The organism is Paracoccus salsus, from assembly GCF_021556615.1.
GTDB classification, from domain to species: Bacteria; Pseudomonadota; Alphaproteobacteria; order Rhodobacterales; family Rhodobacteraceae; genus Paracoccus; species Paracoccus salsus.
This window is the reverse complement of the sequence record NZ_JAKGGD010000001.1, coordinates 219,053-233,928: the sequence shown is the minus strand read 5'-3', so window position 1 is coordinate 233,928 and position 14,876 is coordinate 219,053. Positions and strand designations below refer to the sequence as shown.

Genomic DNA, 14,876 nt, shown 5'->3' with positions numbered 1-14,876 from the left:
ATCAGTTGCTGGCCGGCTGCTCGGCCTCCGCGTCATCTTCCATCGGCTCCATCTCCGACGGGGCCGCCTCGTCGTCCATCATCTGCCCATCCGCGGGGGCCATGGTGCCGTCGGCGGGCGACATCGTGTCATCCATCGGGGCCATGGTGCCGTCGGCCGGTGCCATGGTGTCATCCATCGGGGCCATCATGTCATCGGCTGGCGCCATGGTGTCATCCTCCGGGGCCATCGCGCCGTCCGCCGGTGCGCTTTCGTCCTCAGGCGCCACCGCGTCGGCTGCGGGGCCGACTCTGGGCACTTCCGCACGCTCGCGGAAGACGTATTGGGGGGCCGCTTCGGCTTCTTCCTTGGTCAGTTCGGTGATGATCTCTTGCGCGTCGTGGTTGACGGTCAGCCGATCCCACGGGACGGCAATCTGCTTTTCGCCAATGCCAAGAAAGCCGCCGACGCCGATGATGGCCGCAATCATCTCGCTTGTCTCGCCATCCACGATCAGGTCATTGATGTCACCGATCGCAGCACCCTCGGGCGACATCACGGTCGCATCGGTGATCCATTCCAGCCGAATCTCGTTGGCGGCCTGCTGCTGAGCGATCTTTCCGCTGGATGCCAGTTCGGCCTTCATCGCCTCTTCATCGGCCGCGGCGGCGTCCGCATCGGCGGCCATCTCGCCTTCTGCCGGGTCCGTGGCCAATTCGCCTTCGGCCGGTTCGGTCGCCAACGGCATCGTTTCGCCATCCGCCTCCTGGGTGGTCATCGCCGGATCTTCGCTGGCCGCGTTCTCGTCCTGCGCGAACGCAGGAACAAGCGAGAGGGGCAGCACCAGGGCGGTCGTCATGAGAATCTTGCGCATATTGTCCTCCATATCGTGAGTGCGTTACACCGGTATGCGCCGGTGTCTCGCTTTCATCAGACTTCGAAAAGACAACGTGGGGGCCCGGCCCGCGGTTCCGGCAAACCGACACATGCCCGCGGATTTTCGCCATCGGATCATCGACAGCACGCAGAATCCGGGACCGGGCCGGATGAATTCGGTCTGCGGTATCAGATGGTGTCGTAACGGATTTCGGCTCTGGCGGCGGCTTGCCTGCCGGTTCCGGGCGATCGCCCTCGCTCAGTCCTCGCCGCGGTAGGGCTGGACATATTGCAGCGCCATGTCCCAGGGAAAGAAGATCCAGGTGTCCTGGCTGACCTCGGTGATCCAGCTCTGGACCATGGGCTTGCCCTTTGGCTTGGCATAGACCGTCGCGAAATGCGCCTTGGGATACATCTGGCGGATCAGTTCCAGCGTGCGACCGGAATCGACCAGATCATCGACCACCAGGATGCCGTCGCCATCGCCCATCAATGTGGCATCGGGGCGTTTCAGAACCTCCAGCTGGCCTTGTCCGGCCTCGTTGCCGACGCCCTTGTAGGATCGGATCGAGATCGTGTCGATCGTGCGGATGTCCAGTTCGCGCGCAACGATCATGGCGGGCACCAGCCCGCCGCGCGTCACCGCCACGACGGCCCGCCACGCCGTCCCGTCCAACCGCCATGCCAGCGCACGCGCATCGCGATGCAATTGATCCCAGCTGACGTGAAAACCCTTCTCGTGGGGCAGGCGGTCCGTCATCGCAGTCTCCTTCATTGGCGCAGGATCAGCGAGACGCCCAGCAGGCCGATGGCCATGGCCGCCCCCCTGTCGATCCAGAATTTCGCCGCATAATAGCGTCGCCGCAGCAAAGGCAAAGCCATCAGGCAGGCCAGCGCGGTATAAAAACCGATCTCGACGGTCAGGGCGGTGAGATAGATCGCCGCCTTGTCGGCCAGGAACAGCGCCGACGGGAAGATCGACAACAGCACCGCCGAGTAGAACAGCGCAGGCTTGGGGTTGGACAGGTTCAGGACCATGCCGCCCCAGAATGTCATCCCCAGACGCGATTCGGCCGGATCGGGCAGCGGATCGGCGGCGTGGTGCCACATTTTCCACGCAATCCAGACCAGATAGGTCCCACCCGCGAACTTCAGTGCCACATAGGTCCAGGGGAACAGCCGGAACATCACCGTCAGTCCCAGCAACGCGGCCAGGCACCAAGCCGACGCGCCCATCGCCAGGCCCCAGCCATAGGGCAGGGCGCGGGCGCGACCCATCGCGAAGGCCGACTGGCTGACCGCGATGATGCCGGGGCCGGGCGACAGGATTGCCAGCGCCAGCGTGCCCACGAACAGGGACAGCTGCTCTGCCGTGATCTGCATCATGCTGCGTCGTCGCGGCCCGGATGGTGACGATCCGGCTGGATCATTCCTTGACCACGGTTGCGATGTCGGGCGCGTCCACGGCCTTCATGCCGACCACATGATAGCCGGCATCGACGTGATGGGTCTCGCCGGTGACGCCAGCGCCCAGGCGCGACAGCAGGTACAACGCCGAATTGCCGACATCCTCTTGTGTGACATTGCGGCGAAGGGGCGAGTTCAGTTCGTTCCATTTCATGATGTAGCGGAAATCGCCGATCCCGCTGGCGGCCAGCGTCCGGATCGGGCCGGCGCTGATGGCGTTGACGCGAATGCCGTCCTTGCCGAAATCCTCGGCCAGATAGCGGACGCTGGCCTCAAGCGCGGCCTTGGCGACGCCCATGACGTTGTAGTGCGGCATCACGCGCTCGGCCCCGTAATAGGTCAGGGTCAGCAGGCTGCCGCCATCGGGCATCATCGCCGCGGCACGCTTGGCAACGGTGGTGAACGAGAACACCGAGATGTCCATCGTCTTGAGAAAGTTGTCGCGCGTGGTTTCGGCATAACGTCCGCGCAACTGATCCTTGTCGGAAAAGCCGATGGCGTGGACGAGGAAGTCCATCCTGCCCCATTCTTCCCCGAGGCGGTCGAACAGCCTTTCGACCGAACTTTCGTCGCCCACATCGCAGGGCAGAACCAGCGACGATCCAAGCTGTGCCGCCAGCGGATCGACCCGCTTCTTCAACGCCTCGCCCTGATACGAGAACGCAAGCTCGGCGCCGGCGCCCGCCAGCGCCTTCGCGATGCCCCACGCGATCGACTTCTCATTCGCGAGCCCCATGATGAGACCGCGCTTGCCGGCCATCAGGCCTGTACCTTGCTCGCTTGACATGTGCCGCCCCTCGCGCTTTCAACCCTTTGTAACGTGATTAGGGCAACTATACAGTCGTATCAAGCACAAGGGGACGATGATGAGCGACCGGACCGGAATATTCGCGGGTGACGACCCGTTCGCGATCGCCCGCGCCTGGCTGGCCGAGGCCGAAGCGACCGAACCGAACGATCCCAACGCGATCGCGCTGGCGACGGTCGATGCCGACGGCCTGCCAGATGTGCGGATGGTGCTGTTGAAAGAGATCGAGGGCGAGGGCACCGAGGGCGGCTTTGTCTTCTACACCAACTACGAAAGCGCCAAGGGCCGGCAGATCGAAGCGACCGGCAAGGCGGCCTTCGTGATGCACTGGAAATCGCTGCGGCGTCAGATCCGCGTGCGTGGGACGGTGACTCGCGAGGAGGGCCCGCGCGCCGACGCCTATTACGACAGCCGCTCGCTGCAAAGCCGGATCGGGGCGTGGGCCTCGGCCCAGTCACGCCCTCTGGACAGTCGCGGGACGCTGCTGGCGGCCGCGGCACGTCAGGGCCTGATCCACGGGACGCGCCCGAAGCGTCCGCCCTTCTGGGGCGGGTTTCGGATTTCCCCTCAGCAGATTGAATTCTGGAGTGACGGTGCGTTCCGCTTGCATGATCGTTTCGTCTGGCAGAAACAGTCCGACCTTGGCTGGAAGGTGTGCCGTTTGTCTCCATGAGGGTTGACCGACCCGGGCATGTGGTCGACCATCACGTCATGTTGTGTGCCGAAAGGCTTGGGATATCAGCCCTGTCTGCTATGATTCTGCGTAATCAATTCATTTGAATGAAATGAGAGGAACGCGTAATCTCGCAGGAGGCGCAGTGTTCGTTGCGCGATGTGTGGTGGGAAGATGACTGACGAAACCGGCGTGAAACTCATCTCGGGCGAGGTCAAGTGGTTTGACCCGACAAAGGGCTATGGGTTCATCCTGAATGCCGATGGTGGCCCCGATATTCTGTTGCACGCCAATGTGCTGCGCAATTTCGGCCGCAGTTCGGTCGCCGACCAGTCGCGCGTGACCGCCTGGGTCCAGCCGACGAATCGCGGCCTGCAAGCCACCGAAGTCACCGAGATCAGGCCGCCGGCGTCCGACGGGACACCGCCGATCGCCGATCTCAACAGCACGGTCATCGAACATCTCGAATCGTTGCCCCTGCGTCCGGCGCGGGTGAAATGGTTCGACAAGGGCAAGGGCTTCGGCTTTGCGAATATCTTTGGTCATCCCGACGATGTGTTCATCCATGTCGAGGTTCTGCGCCATTCCGGTTTTTCGGATCTGGTGATCGGCGAAGCGATCGGCATCCGCGTTGTCGAGGGACCGCGCGGGCTGATGGCCGCCCAGATCACCAGCTGGGATCGTGGCGACGAAAAAGCGGACCTCGCCATGTCCCCGGAGTTCGACATGTCCCCCGACCTCGCTGACGAGGACGACACGGACCGGAACGACTACATGGCCCATGTCGCGGAATAGCGGCCGCGGCGTCTTTGCTCTTGTCGCAGTGCTGTGCTCCGCCCTGGCGGTCTTTCCGCTTGCGTCGGCCGCGGCCGGGACGCAGACGGCAGACTGCGCGGTTGATCGCGCAATCTTCATGACCGCGACGGGCATCGTGCCGTTCACGGTCGAGGTGGCCGATGACGCCGATGAGCGCGCCCGCGGGTTGATGTTCCGGCGCGACCTGGCTGCGGGGCAGGGGATGCTGTTCATCTACGACACGCCGCGCAAGGTCTCGTTCTGGATGCGCAACACGCTGATTCCGCTGGACCTGATCTTCATGGATTCGCGCGGCGTCATCCGGCACATCCACCCGATGGCGACACCGCTGGACGAAACGCCGATCCCGGGCGCTGCCGACGGTGATTCGCAGCCCGAGCGGCTGATGGTCCTGGAAATCGCCGGAGGCGAGGCCGCGCGGCTGGGTCTGGCGCCGGGTCAGGCCATGGCCTATCCGCGTCTTGACCGCGGGCAGGCCGCCTGGCCATGCCGCTGACGCCCTCTTCCCCCTGCCAGGATCATCGGCTAGAAGCCTGTGTGTCGGGGCGTAGCGCAGCCTGGTAGCGCGACGGTTTTGGGTACCGTAGGTCGGAGGTTCGAATCCTCTCGCCCCGACCATCTGCAATCCGCCAGCGACAGGGCCAGCGACAGGGAATTGCCTGCGCGGGATCGCGTGCGCTGAAAATGCCTGTCGCATGGGTCGCCGCCAGCGTCGAAAGATGCGCGACGAAACCGGAAAACCGCGATAGGACGACAGGATGGATGAACGTTTGATCGGCAGACGCGCCGCCTTGCGCGGCATCCTGGCCCCGCTGGGGGCCTGGGCGCTGCACCCCGCATTCGCAATGGCGGCGCTGCCGTCCCCCTTGCTGAGCGAGGCGGTTCCGACCGACGCGACCATCGCCTTCACGGGCCATTCGATGCTGGCCGCGATCTTTCCCAACGACAACCGGGCCCATAATGATGGCGTGGATTTCCCGTCCTTGTGGCAGGGCGAGACTCATTTCGATTTTCTTGGCTGGTCCTCGAACGCCAGGCGGTGGCGGGCGAAGGGATATGCGCGGACGGGTCGCTATGACCAGCTGGTGATGACGGATCTGGGCGATCTGAAGACGGGGCTGCCGCACCCTGCTTCACCCGAGGGTCGGCAGAACCTGCAGCATCTCTACTGGTTCGCCATGACCGCCATCGCACAGAAGGCCCGTCCAGTGCTTTACATGCCCTGGTCGCCCGTGACCGCGGATCTCGACAGGGACGGCCTGCCGGTCATCCATTTCGAACGCCAATGGCTGGAGGCAAGGACAGGCCAGGCGGTGTGGGTGATTCCGGCCGGGTTATTCGTGCGCGCGGTCCGCGATCGCCATGCCGACGAGCAGCTGTTCGTCGATCCGGTCCATCTGCGTCCGAACGGTCCCGTGCCGACCGGACTGGCCTATCTGACCTATCAGTTCTTTACCAAGACGCGGGTGCCCGATCCGACGCTTTTCCCCGAGATGGAGGAACTGGCCTGGCGCGTGTTGCAGGATTATCGGTGGGCGGGATTCGGCGGCGAAACGGCCGTCCCGCCGCTGGAAATCGACGATCCGCTGCCCGACCCGGCGCCGCTGCCACCGGCCTGACCGGGGCGCGTGAGGCGTCCTGCGGACCGCCTTTGAACGCTTGCGACGTTTACCCGGACGCTTGCAGCGCAGCCACGATGCCGCCGAAATCGCTGGCCTTCAGGCTTGCGCCGCCGACAAGCGCGCCGTCGACATGCGCGATCGCGAAGATCTCGGTCGCATTGCCGGGCTTGACGCTGCCCCCATACAGCAGCCGGACGTCGGCCGCGTCGGCGACACGGGCCTGCAACCGATCGCGCATCAGCGCATGGACCTCGGCGATCTGGTCGTTTGTCGGGGTGCGGCCGGTGCCGATCGCCCAGACCGGTTCATACGCGATCACGGTGTTGCGGGCGGTGGCCTGTTCGGGAATCGAGCCCGCCATCTGCGAGGCGATGATATCCAAAGTCTCGCCTGCGTCGCGCTGCGCCTCGGTTTCGCCGACGCAGATGATCGCGATCAGACCCGCCTCATGCGCCGCCGCGGCCTTCGCCGCCACATCCGCATCGGTTTCGCCGTGATGGGCGCGGCGTTCGGAATGGCCAAGGATCACGTATGAGGCACCCGCATCCTTCAGTTGATGCGCCGAAATGTCGCCGGTATGCGCCCCCGAGACCGCGTGGTGACAATCCTGCCCGCCGATCGCGATCGGGCAGTCTGCGGTGCGCGCCTTCATGGCATGGATCAGGACGGCTGGCGGGCAGATCAGAACCTCGCAGCCGGGTTCGGGATGCTCTGCGCACAAGGCGTCGATCTCGGCGAGGGTGGCCAGATCTCCGTTCATCTTCCAGTTTCCAGCGGCCAGCTTGCGTCGTGCCATCTTGTCCTCCTGCGCTTTTCAACCCGATTAAGCGCACAGGAGGGTCGGCGCAATCATGAACCCGCCCGACGCCGACCCATCGGGGCGGCGTCAGAGCCTAGTCGGTTGCGGCGCGGCTGCCTTCCAGAGGCTCGAACCGGACCGATTCGCCGCAGCCGCAGGCGTCGGTGACATTCGGATTGCGGAACCGGAAGCCGGACTCGAGAAGGCCGGTCTCATAGTCGATCTCGGTGCCGAACAGGAACATCTGCGCCATCGGCGCGATCACCACCCGTGCCTCGCCCTGCTCGACCACCTCTTCATTGGGGTTCGGCGTTTCCGCCATCTCCATCGTGTATTCCATGCCGGCGCAACCGCCCTTTTTCAGGCCGATTCGCAGCCCGAAGGCGTTCTTGCCCGCCATCAGCCGCGCGATCTGGCGCTCGGCCGAGGGGGTGATGGTCACAGGGGATGCGCCCGGGATGCCGAACATGACGAAGCCCTTTCGATTTCTTCCGTTCAAAGATAAGGGCGAAGGCAACACGTCTCAACCCCGGCACGCGCGATCTTCCCGCGCCGGCGCCGCGACCCGGCCTGATCGGCGCGCAGCCGGCCCGGTCCAACCGCCGCCAGCGAGGGCGGGGTGGTGCGTTACATGAAGCCCAGTTCCAACCGCGCCTCGTCAGACATCATGTCCATGCCCCACTGCGGCTGGAAGGTCATCTCGACATCGACCTGCTTGACGCCCGCCAGCGGTTCGACCGCGTCCGCGACCCATCCGGGCATCTCACCGGCCACCGGACAGCCCGGCGCGGTCAGCGTCATGATCACCCGCACCTCGTTCGCGGCGTTGATGTCGATCGTGTAGATCAGCCCGAGATCGTAGATGTTCACCGGGATCTCGGGATCGTAAACCGACTTGCAGGCCTCGACCACGGATTCGTAGAGCGGATGGTCGGTGCTTGAGGGCGCGATCAGCGGCGCGCCTTCCATCATGGGTTCCGTCATGCTGTGTTCCTGTCAATTCCGACTATTTATATAGGGCACCACCCGGTTCGGGTCCAGCCCGGCGCCGCGTTGCGGTTGCCCGACAAAGCGGATAAGCACCGGTGGTTTCGCAGCAGGCGCCCCGATGACCGACCACTTCTCGTTTACCCTCAAAGCCACGGATGGCCGCGCCCGCAGCGGCGTGATCCGAACCCCGCGCGGAGAGATCCGGACTCCGGCCTTCATGCCGGTGGGAACCGCGGCTACGGTCAAGGCGATGCTGCCGGAATCGGTGCGCGATACGGGCGCCGACATCCTGCTGGGCAACACCTACCATCTGATGCTGCGCCCCGGGGCCGAGCGGGTCCAGCGTCTGGGCGGGCTTCACAAGTTCATGAACTGGGATCGTCCGATCCTGACCGACTCGGGCGGGTTTCAGGTCATGAGCCTTGGCCCGCTTCGCAGGCTGACCGAGGAGGGGGTCACCTTCGCCAGCCATATCGATGGCTCGAAACATCACCTCACGCCCGAACGCAGCATGGAGATCCAGCGTCTTCTGGGCAGCGACATCGTGATGGCCTTCGACGAATGTCCCGCGCTGCCCGCCACCGAGGACGACGTGGCGAAATCCATGCGCCTGTCGATGCGATGGGCCGAACGGTCCCGCGACGCGTTTGGCGACCGTCCCGGCCACGCGCTGTTCGGCATCATGCAAGGCGGCGTGACCCGCGCGCTGCGCGAGGAATCGGCCAGCGCGTTGACCGCGATCGGGTTCGACGGCTACGCCATCGGCGGCCTCGCCGTGGGCGAGGGCCAGGCGGCGATGTTCGGTGTGCTGGACTATGCAACCGATTTCCTGCCCGCCGACAAGCCGCGCTATCTGATGGGCGTCGGCAAGCCCGACGACATGGTCGGCGCCGTGCAGCGGGGGGTGGACATGATGGATTGCGTGCTCCCCTCGCGCTCGGGCCGGACCGGGCAGGCCTGGACGCGGCGCGGACAGGTCAACATCAAGAACGCCCGCCACCAGGACGATCCGCGACCGCTTGACGCGGATTGCACCTGCCCGGCCTGCCGGTGCTATTCCCGGGCCTATCTGCACCATGTTTTCCGCGCCGGCGAGATGATCAGCGGCATGCTGCTGACCTGGCACAACCTGCAATATTATCAGGATCTGATGGCGGAGCTGCGCGAAGCCATCGCCAGAGGGCGGCTTGATGCCCGCGTGGCCGGGTTCCACGCCTTGCGCGCCGAGGGTGACATCCCCGCACTCTAGCGCTTCTCGACGAAACCCCGGTCCGGGGCGGTCAGCGTGGGGTGGACCCTTCCCATCCGCCCGGCTTGGCCTTATTGCGTCCTGATCGGCGGACGAACCGCCCAAGCCGGAAAGAGCTGAATGACCCAGGACATCATCACGATCACGCGGACCGAGGATCTCGCCCGCTTCTGCGCGGCCGCCAAGACCGCCCCCTATGTCACCGTGGATACCGAGTTCCTGCGCGAGCGGACCTACTGGTCACGGCTTTGCCTCATCCAGATGGCGATTCCGCCAGCCTCGACCGCCCATGACGATGGCGGGGACGCGGTTCTGGTCGATCCGCTGGCCGAGGGTCTTTCGCTGGAACCGCTTTACGACCTGTTCCGCCACGAGGCGACCGTGAAGGTCTTCCATGCCGCGCGGCAGGACCTCGAGATCTTCTATCACGATGCCGGGGTTTTCCCCGTTCCGCTGTTCGACACCCAGGTGGCGGCAATGGTCTGCGGGTTCGGCGAGCAGGTCGGCTACGAGACGCTGGTCCGCAAGATCGCCAAGGCCAATCTGGACAAGTCCTCGCGCTTTACCGACTGGTCGCGCCGGCCGCTGTCGGATGCCCAGAAATCCTATGCGCTGGCCGACGTCACGCATCTGCGCGCGATCTACGAATTCCTGGATGCCGAGCTGAAGAAAAACGATCGCGAAAGCTGGCTGGTCGAGGAGGTCGGGGTGCTCGAGGACCCCGAGACCTATATCAACCGCCCCGAAGAGGCCTGGCTGAAGGTCCGGACACGCACCAATTCGCCGCGCTTCCTTGCCATCCTGCGCGAACTGGCGCGGTTCCGCGAAGCCTATGCACAGGAACGCGACATTCCCCGCAGCCGCGTGTTCAAGGACGATGCGATGATCGAGATCGCCTCGACGAAGCCTGCGACCGAGGCCGATCTGGGCCGCTCGCGCCTGCTGCTGCGCGAGGCGCGCAAGGGCGAGATCGCGGCGGGCATCCTGGCGGCGGTGCGGACCGGGCTGGATACGAAGGATCTGCCGCAGCCCAGGAAAGAGGAACCCGGCAGGCCCGGAAACGCCGCCCTGTCCGACCTGCTGCGCGTGCTGCTGAAGGCAAAGGCGGACGCGGCAGGTGTGGCGCCCAAGCTGATTGCGTCATCCGCCGAACTGGACGCGATCGCGACCGGTGAACGCGACCTGCCCGCGCTGCATGGCTGGCGCGCCGAGGTCTTTGGCAACGACGCGCTGCGCCTGGCCACGGGCGAGATCGCCCTTTCCGCGCGCGGGGGTGCGGTGCGCGTCGTTCCGGCATCATGACCCGGCCGTGAGCCAGCACGTCAGACTGACCCGCCCCTGGCCCGACGATACCGCGACGATCGCGGCGGTCATGTCGCAGTAGCAGGTGACGCGTTGGCTGACAGCGGCACCATGGCCCTACGGCGCGGCCGAAGCGGCGGCGTTTGTCGACAGCGCGGGGCTGGACGAATATCCCGTCCGGCTGTGCGACCGTCTGGTTGGCATGGTGCGTGCGGGACAGAGTTTCGGCATCTGGATCGCGTCGGGCCATCAGCGGCAGGGCATCGCGTTGCGGGCCGCCATACTGGCTCTGTCGCGTCGGTTCCTGGCCGGCGCCGCGGCTGTGGATGTGACCCATCTGGAAGAAAACCATCGCGTGGCGGTGCTGCTGGAACGGCTGGGTTTCCGGCCGACCGGCGCCGTCACGCTGTGGTCGCACCCCCGGCAGAAGCATCTGCCGGGGGTGTCGCTGCGGCTGTCACGGCAAGACACGGGATCTCGCTGGTCACGTCGCGGCTGGTGATCGACGCCTATCGGCCCGCCGACCTGGAATCGCTGCATCGGATCGCCTCGGCCCCGCAGGTCGCCCGGATGTTGCTGCGCTTTCACCCCGGCATGAGCCTTGACGACACCGCAGCGATCCTTGACGAACAGGCCCTGCTGCCGCCGCTGCGGCCGACGGTCCGGCATCGGGGCCAGGTGGCGGGTTCGATCGGGCTCAGCGCGGGCCGGCCCGCGCGGATCTTCTGTTTTCTCGACCCCGGCCTGATCGGGCAGGGGCTGGGGCAGGAAATGGTCAGCGCGTTCCTTGACGAGGTCGTGGACCGCTTCGATCCGCAGGGATTGCTTGCGGACGTGTTTCTGGACAATGCCGCTTCGCGCAGGCTGCTCAAGAATCTGGGATTCCAGCGGGGCGAGGACGAGGTGATGACCTCGATGGGGCGCGATGCGCCGGCGCCCGCCGCATTGTATCGCTGGAACAGGCGATCGCGGCTTTAGCGGTCGGCGTTCGAAATCACGCGGAACATGGCGCGTCGCGATGCGGGGCTGTCGTCTGGCGGCACGTCCTTGGCGGTGCCGGGTGGCGAAGGCGGCAGCGGGTCGTCCTCGGGGCCCGTGTCGCCGCGCCTCGGCTTCTTCCTGTCAAGACGGCGAAACAAAGGACCGTCCTCGGCGAACCCGGCGGTCGAGGGCGACGGCGCCAGCGTCTGGCCACCTTCGATGATCGGCATGACGTCATCGCTGGTCAGGTCAAATCGTCGTGGCTGCACGCCGGTTTCGCCCTCGGCGATCAGGCAGCCCAGGGCGCGCGTCACATCGCCAAGATCCGAACGCAGCGGCAGCAGCAGCATCCGGGCCGTCAGTTCCGGTCGCGCGTATTCGGCCTTGCCGTGCAGGCGCAGTTCGGCGATCTGCGGGGCCTTGAAGACGCTTTCCAGCACGTCGGACAGCCGTCCGCGCGAGCCGGGGTTCAGAAAGGCACAGAGCGGCATGCCCCGCACCTCCATGCCCATCAGGTCGATCAGATGGCGCCCCGCCAGTCGGAACCGCGCCGCGCCCGGCGCGATGCGTTCCAGAATGAAGGCATAATCCAGAGCGCGGTGGATGCCGCGCGGCTCGATATCGGATCGGGCGGGAACCGACCGGCCCCGGCGCAGTCCCTGCCAGTATTCGCGCATCTCGATCAGCACGCGGGCGGGCTGGGTCCGGTCGAAATCCGCGATCCGCAGAAGCTGCGCCGAACGCGTTGCGTCGGCCTGGTCCGGCTGATCGTCCTTGTTCCGACTGTCGGACACGTCCGAAACCTCGTTTCATAGATACGCGTTGGCACGGGAACCGAAATTCCCTCTGTGCCTTCGCAGCATACGCGACAGCGGCGTCTTGCGCCGAGTCGTTTCCTAACGAATGGTTAAGATATCCCGGTCGCGATGGAAATAGGCGCGATTGCTCACGTTGCCGGGGACTTGACCGCTTGCCGTCGCTGGTCCATCCCACCTGCGAAGCCGACAGCAAGGAGAACGCCGATGGACCGCACGGGGCTGCTGATCATCCTGTCATCGCCCTCGGGTGCCGGCAAATCGACGCTGGCGCGGCGCCTGATGGACTGGGATCCAAGCCTGCGCTTCTCGGTCTCGGCGACGACGCGCGCGCCGCGCGCGGGCGAGATCGACGGCCAGCACTATTTCTTCACCTCCAGGCAGGACTTCCTGGCGATGACCGCCGCCGGCCACATGCTGGAACATGCCGAGGTGTTCGGAAATCTGTACGGAAGCCCGCGCGGCCCGGTCGAGGCCGCCATGCGCGAAGGCCGCGACACGCTGTTCGACGTGGACTGGCAGGGTGGCCAGCAGATCCGGGCCTCGGCCCTTGGCGGGCATGTGGTGTCGATCTTCGTGCTTCCGCCGTCCCTGCCGGAACTGGAACGAAGGCTGCGCGACCGTGGCCAGGACAGCGACGAGGTCATCGCGGGCCGGATGCTGAAAAGCCGGGCCGAGATAAGCCACTGGGCCGAATACGACTATGTGCTGGTCAATGACGATCTGGACGCGACCGAGCGCAGGCTGCGCGCCATCCTGACGGCTGAACGCCTGCGCCGCGACCGGCAGGCCGGCCTGGGCGCCTTTGTCAAGCATCTCATGGACGAGGAAAGCGCATGATCTGGGAGCTGGACGGCTTCGAGCCGGTTGTCGCCGCAACGTCATGGATCGCCCCCGATGCCCGGATCATCGGCCGCGTCGTCCTTGAGGACCGCTCGTCTGTCTGGTGGGGAGCCGTGCTGCGCGGCGACAACGAGGAAATCCGCGTCGGGCGCGGCAGCAATATCCAGGACCTTTGCGTGCTGCACACCGATCCGGGCTACCCCCTGCAGATCGGGGCCGACTGCACGATCGGGCACCGGGCGATCCTGCACGGATGCCGGATCGAGGACGGCGCGCTTATCGGCATGGGGGCGACGATCCTGAACGGCGCGAGGATCGGCGCAGGGGCGTTGATCGGCGCGGGCGCCCTGATCGCCGAGGGCAAGCAGATCCCGCCGGGCGCGCTGGTCATGGGGGCGCCGGGCAAGGTGGTGCGGATGCTGGACGACGACGCGCAAGCCGCCCTGCGCGGATCGGCCGAACGCTATCGCGACAATGCTGCGCGCTATCGTGCCGGCCTGCGGCGGGTCGAATGAACCGCGAGGCGGGTCGCTGCGCGGCGGGGTTTCTGGGCGCGGTGCCGGTGCCGATGCTGGCGGTCGATATCCGGGCGCGGACCATCGCCGCGAACCCTGCGGCCGAGTCGCTGTTCGGGACGGATCTTCTGGACCGGCCCTTCGTGACGATCCTGCGTCACCCTGCCGTTGTCGAGGCGTTGGACTGGGTCCTGATGCCCGACCGCCATCCGGCCCCGCCACCCGATCCGGCGCTGCCCGCACCGCCCGATGGCGGCGTCAGCCTGCGCGCCCAGATCGCCGCGGATGGTCGCGACATCGCGGCCGACATCACCGTCGCGCCCATGCCGGCCGCGATGGGGCGCGGCGCGACCGTGGTGATCATCGACCGGTCGGTCGCGGACGAGGCCGAACAGATGCGCCGCGATTTCGTTGCCAATGTCAGCCATGAACTGAAGACCCCGCTGACCGCGATGATCGGTTTCATCGAGACGCTGCGCGGTCCTGCCCGCGACGACGAGAAGGCGCGCGACAGGTTCCTCGACATCATGGAACGCGAGGCGAACCGCATGAACCGGCTGGTCAGCGATCTGCTGTCGCTCAGCCGGGTTCAGGCCGAAGAGCGTCGCCGGCCGTCAAGCGACGTCGATCTGCCGATGTTGCTGCGCAGCGTGCTGGCAACCCTGGCGCCGGCGAGCCAGGCGGCGGGCGTCACCGTCGAGACGTCCGGGCTGGAGGGCAGCCAGCGCCTGCCCGGGGATCCCGACCAGCTGGTGCAGGTGTTCCAGAACCTGATCGAGAACGCCCTGAAATACGGTGGCGCGGGCGGCTATCTGGGGGTCAGCCTGCGGCGGATCGACTACGAGCCGTTGCTGCGCGGGCCGGCATGGGCAGTCGATATCCGCGATCGTGGCGACGGCATCGACGAGCTGCACCTGCCACGGCTGACCGAACGGTTCTACCGCGTCGATACCCACCGATCGCGCGCGCAGGGTGGCACCGGCCTGGGGCTGGCGATCGTCAAGCATATCGTCAACCGCCACCGCGGGCGGCTGAAGATCGAAAGCCGCAAACCAGAGGGCAGCTGCTTCACCGTGATCCTGCCCGAGACTCTGACGCGCGCGTGAGCCGCGCGCGTGAACGACGGCCTCTCGCCCTTTCG

Annotated in this window: 19 protein-coding genes and 1 tRNA gene; 12 read left to right on the top strand and 8 right to left on the bottom strand. The window is 66.0% G+C overall.

The features are described 5' to 3' along the window. Position 1: 1 nt before the first annotated feature. From L1965_RS01120 to fabI, 4 genes are all read right to left on the bottom strand, one after another. Positions 2-853, bottom strand: coding sequence for a PRC-barrel domain-containing protein (locus tag L1965_RS01120; RefSeq protein WP_235754568.1), 852 nt, complete (start codon positions 851-853; stop codon positions 2-4). 261 nt (positions 854-1,114) lie between these two features. Beyond that, the gene (gpt, locus tag L1965_RS01115; RefSeq protein ID WP_235754567.1) at positions 1,115-1,615 is read right to left on the bottom strand and encodes a xanthine phosphoribosyltransferase; all 501 of its coding nucleotides are present in this window, start codon (positions 1,613-1,615) and stop codon (positions 1,115-1,117) included. Between the two features lie 11 nt (positions 1,616-1,626). Beyond that, positions 1,627-2,241, bottom strand: coding sequence for a LysE family translocator (locus L1965_RS01110; RefSeq protein ID WP_235754566.1), 615 nt, complete (start codon positions 2,239-2,241; stop codon positions 1,627-1,629). 40 nt (positions 2,242-2,281) lie between these two features. Then, complete coding sequence (fabI, locus tag L1965_RS01105; RefSeq protein ID WP_235754565.1) at positions 2,282-3,109, bottom strand: enoyl-ACP reductase FabI; 828 nt, start codon at positions 3,107-3,109, stop codon at positions 2,282-2,284. Between the two features lie 79 nt (positions 3,110-3,188). On the opposite strand from fabI, the gene pdxH reads away from it, so the two are divergent. The 5 genes from pdxH (at position 3,189) to L1965_RS01080 (ending at position 6,238) form a co-directional block, all read left to right on the top strand. Then, entirely contained in the window at positions 3,189-3,803 is a 615-nt protein-coding gene (pdxH, locus tag L1965_RS01100; protein WP_235754564.1) for a pyridoxamine 5'-phosphate oxidase, read from the top strand. Positions 3,804-3,977: 174 nt separating this feature from the next. Continuing rightward, a complete protein-coding gene (locus L1965_RS01095) occupies positions 3,978-4,598 on the top strand; it encodes a cold-shock protein (RefSeq protein ID WP_235754563.1) in 621 nt (206 codons plus the stop codon). 118 nt (positions 4,599-4,716) lie between these two features. Continuing rightward, entirely contained in the window at positions 4,717-5,115 is a 399-nt protein-coding gene (locus L1965_RS01090) for a DUF192 domain-containing protein (protein WP_235754562.1), read from the top strand. A gap of 45 nt (positions 5,116-5,160) precedes the next feature. Then, positions 5,161-5,237 (top strand) — tRNA-Pro (locus L1965_RS01085). A gap of 140 nt (positions 5,238-5,377) precedes the next feature. Next, on the top strand, positions 5,378-6,238 hold the full coding sequence (locus L1965_RS01080; protein ID WP_235754561.1) for a hypothetical protein: 861 nt from the start codon (positions 5,378-5,380) through the stop codon (positions 6,236-6,238). 49 nt (positions 6,239-6,287) lie between these two features. Here L1965_RS01080 and tpiA read toward each other — a convergent pair whose 3' ends face one another. From tpiA to L1965_RS01065, 3 genes are all read right to left on the bottom strand, one after another. Then, positions 6,288-7,037, bottom strand: a complete 750-nt coding sequence (tpiA, locus tag L1965_RS01075) for a triose-phosphate isomerase (protein WP_235754560.1) — start codon at positions 7,035-7,037, stop codon at positions 6,288-6,290. 97 nt (positions 7,038-7,134) lie between these two features. After that, a complete protein-coding gene (locus L1965_RS01070; protein WP_235754559.1) occupies positions 7,135-7,509 on the bottom strand; it encodes a HesB/IscA family protein in 375 nt (124 codons plus the stop codon). A 158-nt stretch (positions 7,510-7,667) separates the two neighbouring features. Next, positions 7,668-8,024, bottom strand: coding sequence for an SUF system Fe-S cluster assembly protein (locus L1965_RS01065; protein WP_235754558.1), 357 nt, complete (start codon positions 8,022-8,024; stop codon positions 7,668-7,670). 124 nt (positions 8,025-8,148) lie between these two features. On the opposite strand from L1965_RS01065, the gene tgt reads away from it, so the two are divergent. The 4 genes from tgt (at position 8,149) to L1965_RS16085 (ending at position 11,559) form a co-directional block, all read left to right on the top strand. Beyond that, positions 8,149-9,279 carry a tRNA guanosine(34) transglycosylase Tgt gene (gene tgt, locus L1965_RS01060; RefSeq protein WP_235754557.1) on the top strand — a complete coding sequence of 377 codons (1,131 nt, stop codon included), beginning with the start codon at positions 8,149-8,151 and terminating at the stop codon, positions 9,277-9,279. Positions 9,280-9,399: 120 nt separating this feature from the next. Next, on the top strand, positions 9,400-10,581 hold the full coding sequence (gene rnd / locus L1965_RS01055) for a ribonuclease D (protein ID WP_241865380.1): 1,182 nt from the start codon (positions 9,400-9,402) through the stop codon (positions 10,579-10,581). Between the two features lie 85 nt (positions 10,582-10,666). Next, the gene (locus L1965_RS16090) at positions 10,667-11,083 is read left to right on the top strand and encodes a GNAT family N-acetyltransferase (RefSeq protein WP_235754556.1); all 417 of its coding nucleotides are present in this window, start codon (positions 10,667-10,669) and stop codon (positions 11,081-11,083) included. Continuing rightward, on the top strand, positions 11,080-11,559 hold the full coding sequence (locus tag L1965_RS16085; RefSeq protein WP_235754555.1) for a GNAT family N-acetyltransferase: 480 nt from the start codon (positions 11,080-11,082) through the stop codon (positions 11,557-11,559). The genes L1965_RS16090 and L1965_RS16085 overlap by 4 nt, the downstream gene beginning before the upstream one ends. Here L1965_RS16085 and L1965_RS01040 read toward each other — a convergent pair. After that, complete coding sequence (locus tag L1965_RS01040) at positions 11,556-12,356, bottom strand: PAS domain-containing protein (RefSeq protein WP_235754554.1); 801 nt, start codon at positions 12,354-12,356, stop codon at positions 11,556-11,558. The genes L1965_RS16085 and L1965_RS01040 overlap by 4 nt on opposite strands. 228 nt (positions 12,357-12,584) lie before the next feature. Between L1965_RS01040 and gmk the strand changes: the two genes are divergently transcribed. From gmk to L1965_RS01025, 3 genes are read left to right on the top strand one after another with little or no spacing between them, the layout of a single operon-like run. Continuing rightward, positions 12,585-13,217, top strand: a complete 633-nt coding sequence (gmk, locus tag L1965_RS01035; protein WP_235754553.1) for a guanylate kinase — start codon at positions 12,585-12,587, stop codon at positions 13,215-13,217. Then, a complete protein-coding gene (locus L1965_RS01030) occupies positions 13,214-13,735 on the top strand; it encodes a gamma carbonic anhydrase family protein (protein WP_235754552.1) in 522 nt (173 codons plus the stop codon). The genes gmk and L1965_RS01030 overlap by 4 nt, the downstream gene beginning before the upstream one ends. Continuing rightward, a complete protein-coding gene (locus tag L1965_RS01025) occupies positions 13,732-14,841 on the top strand; it encodes a sensor histidine kinase (RefSeq protein ID WP_235754551.1) in 1,110 nt (369 codons plus the stop codon). The genes L1965_RS01030 and L1965_RS01025 overlap by 4 nt, the downstream gene beginning before the upstream one ends. The last annotated feature ends 35 nt before the right edge of the window (positions 14,842-14,876 follow it).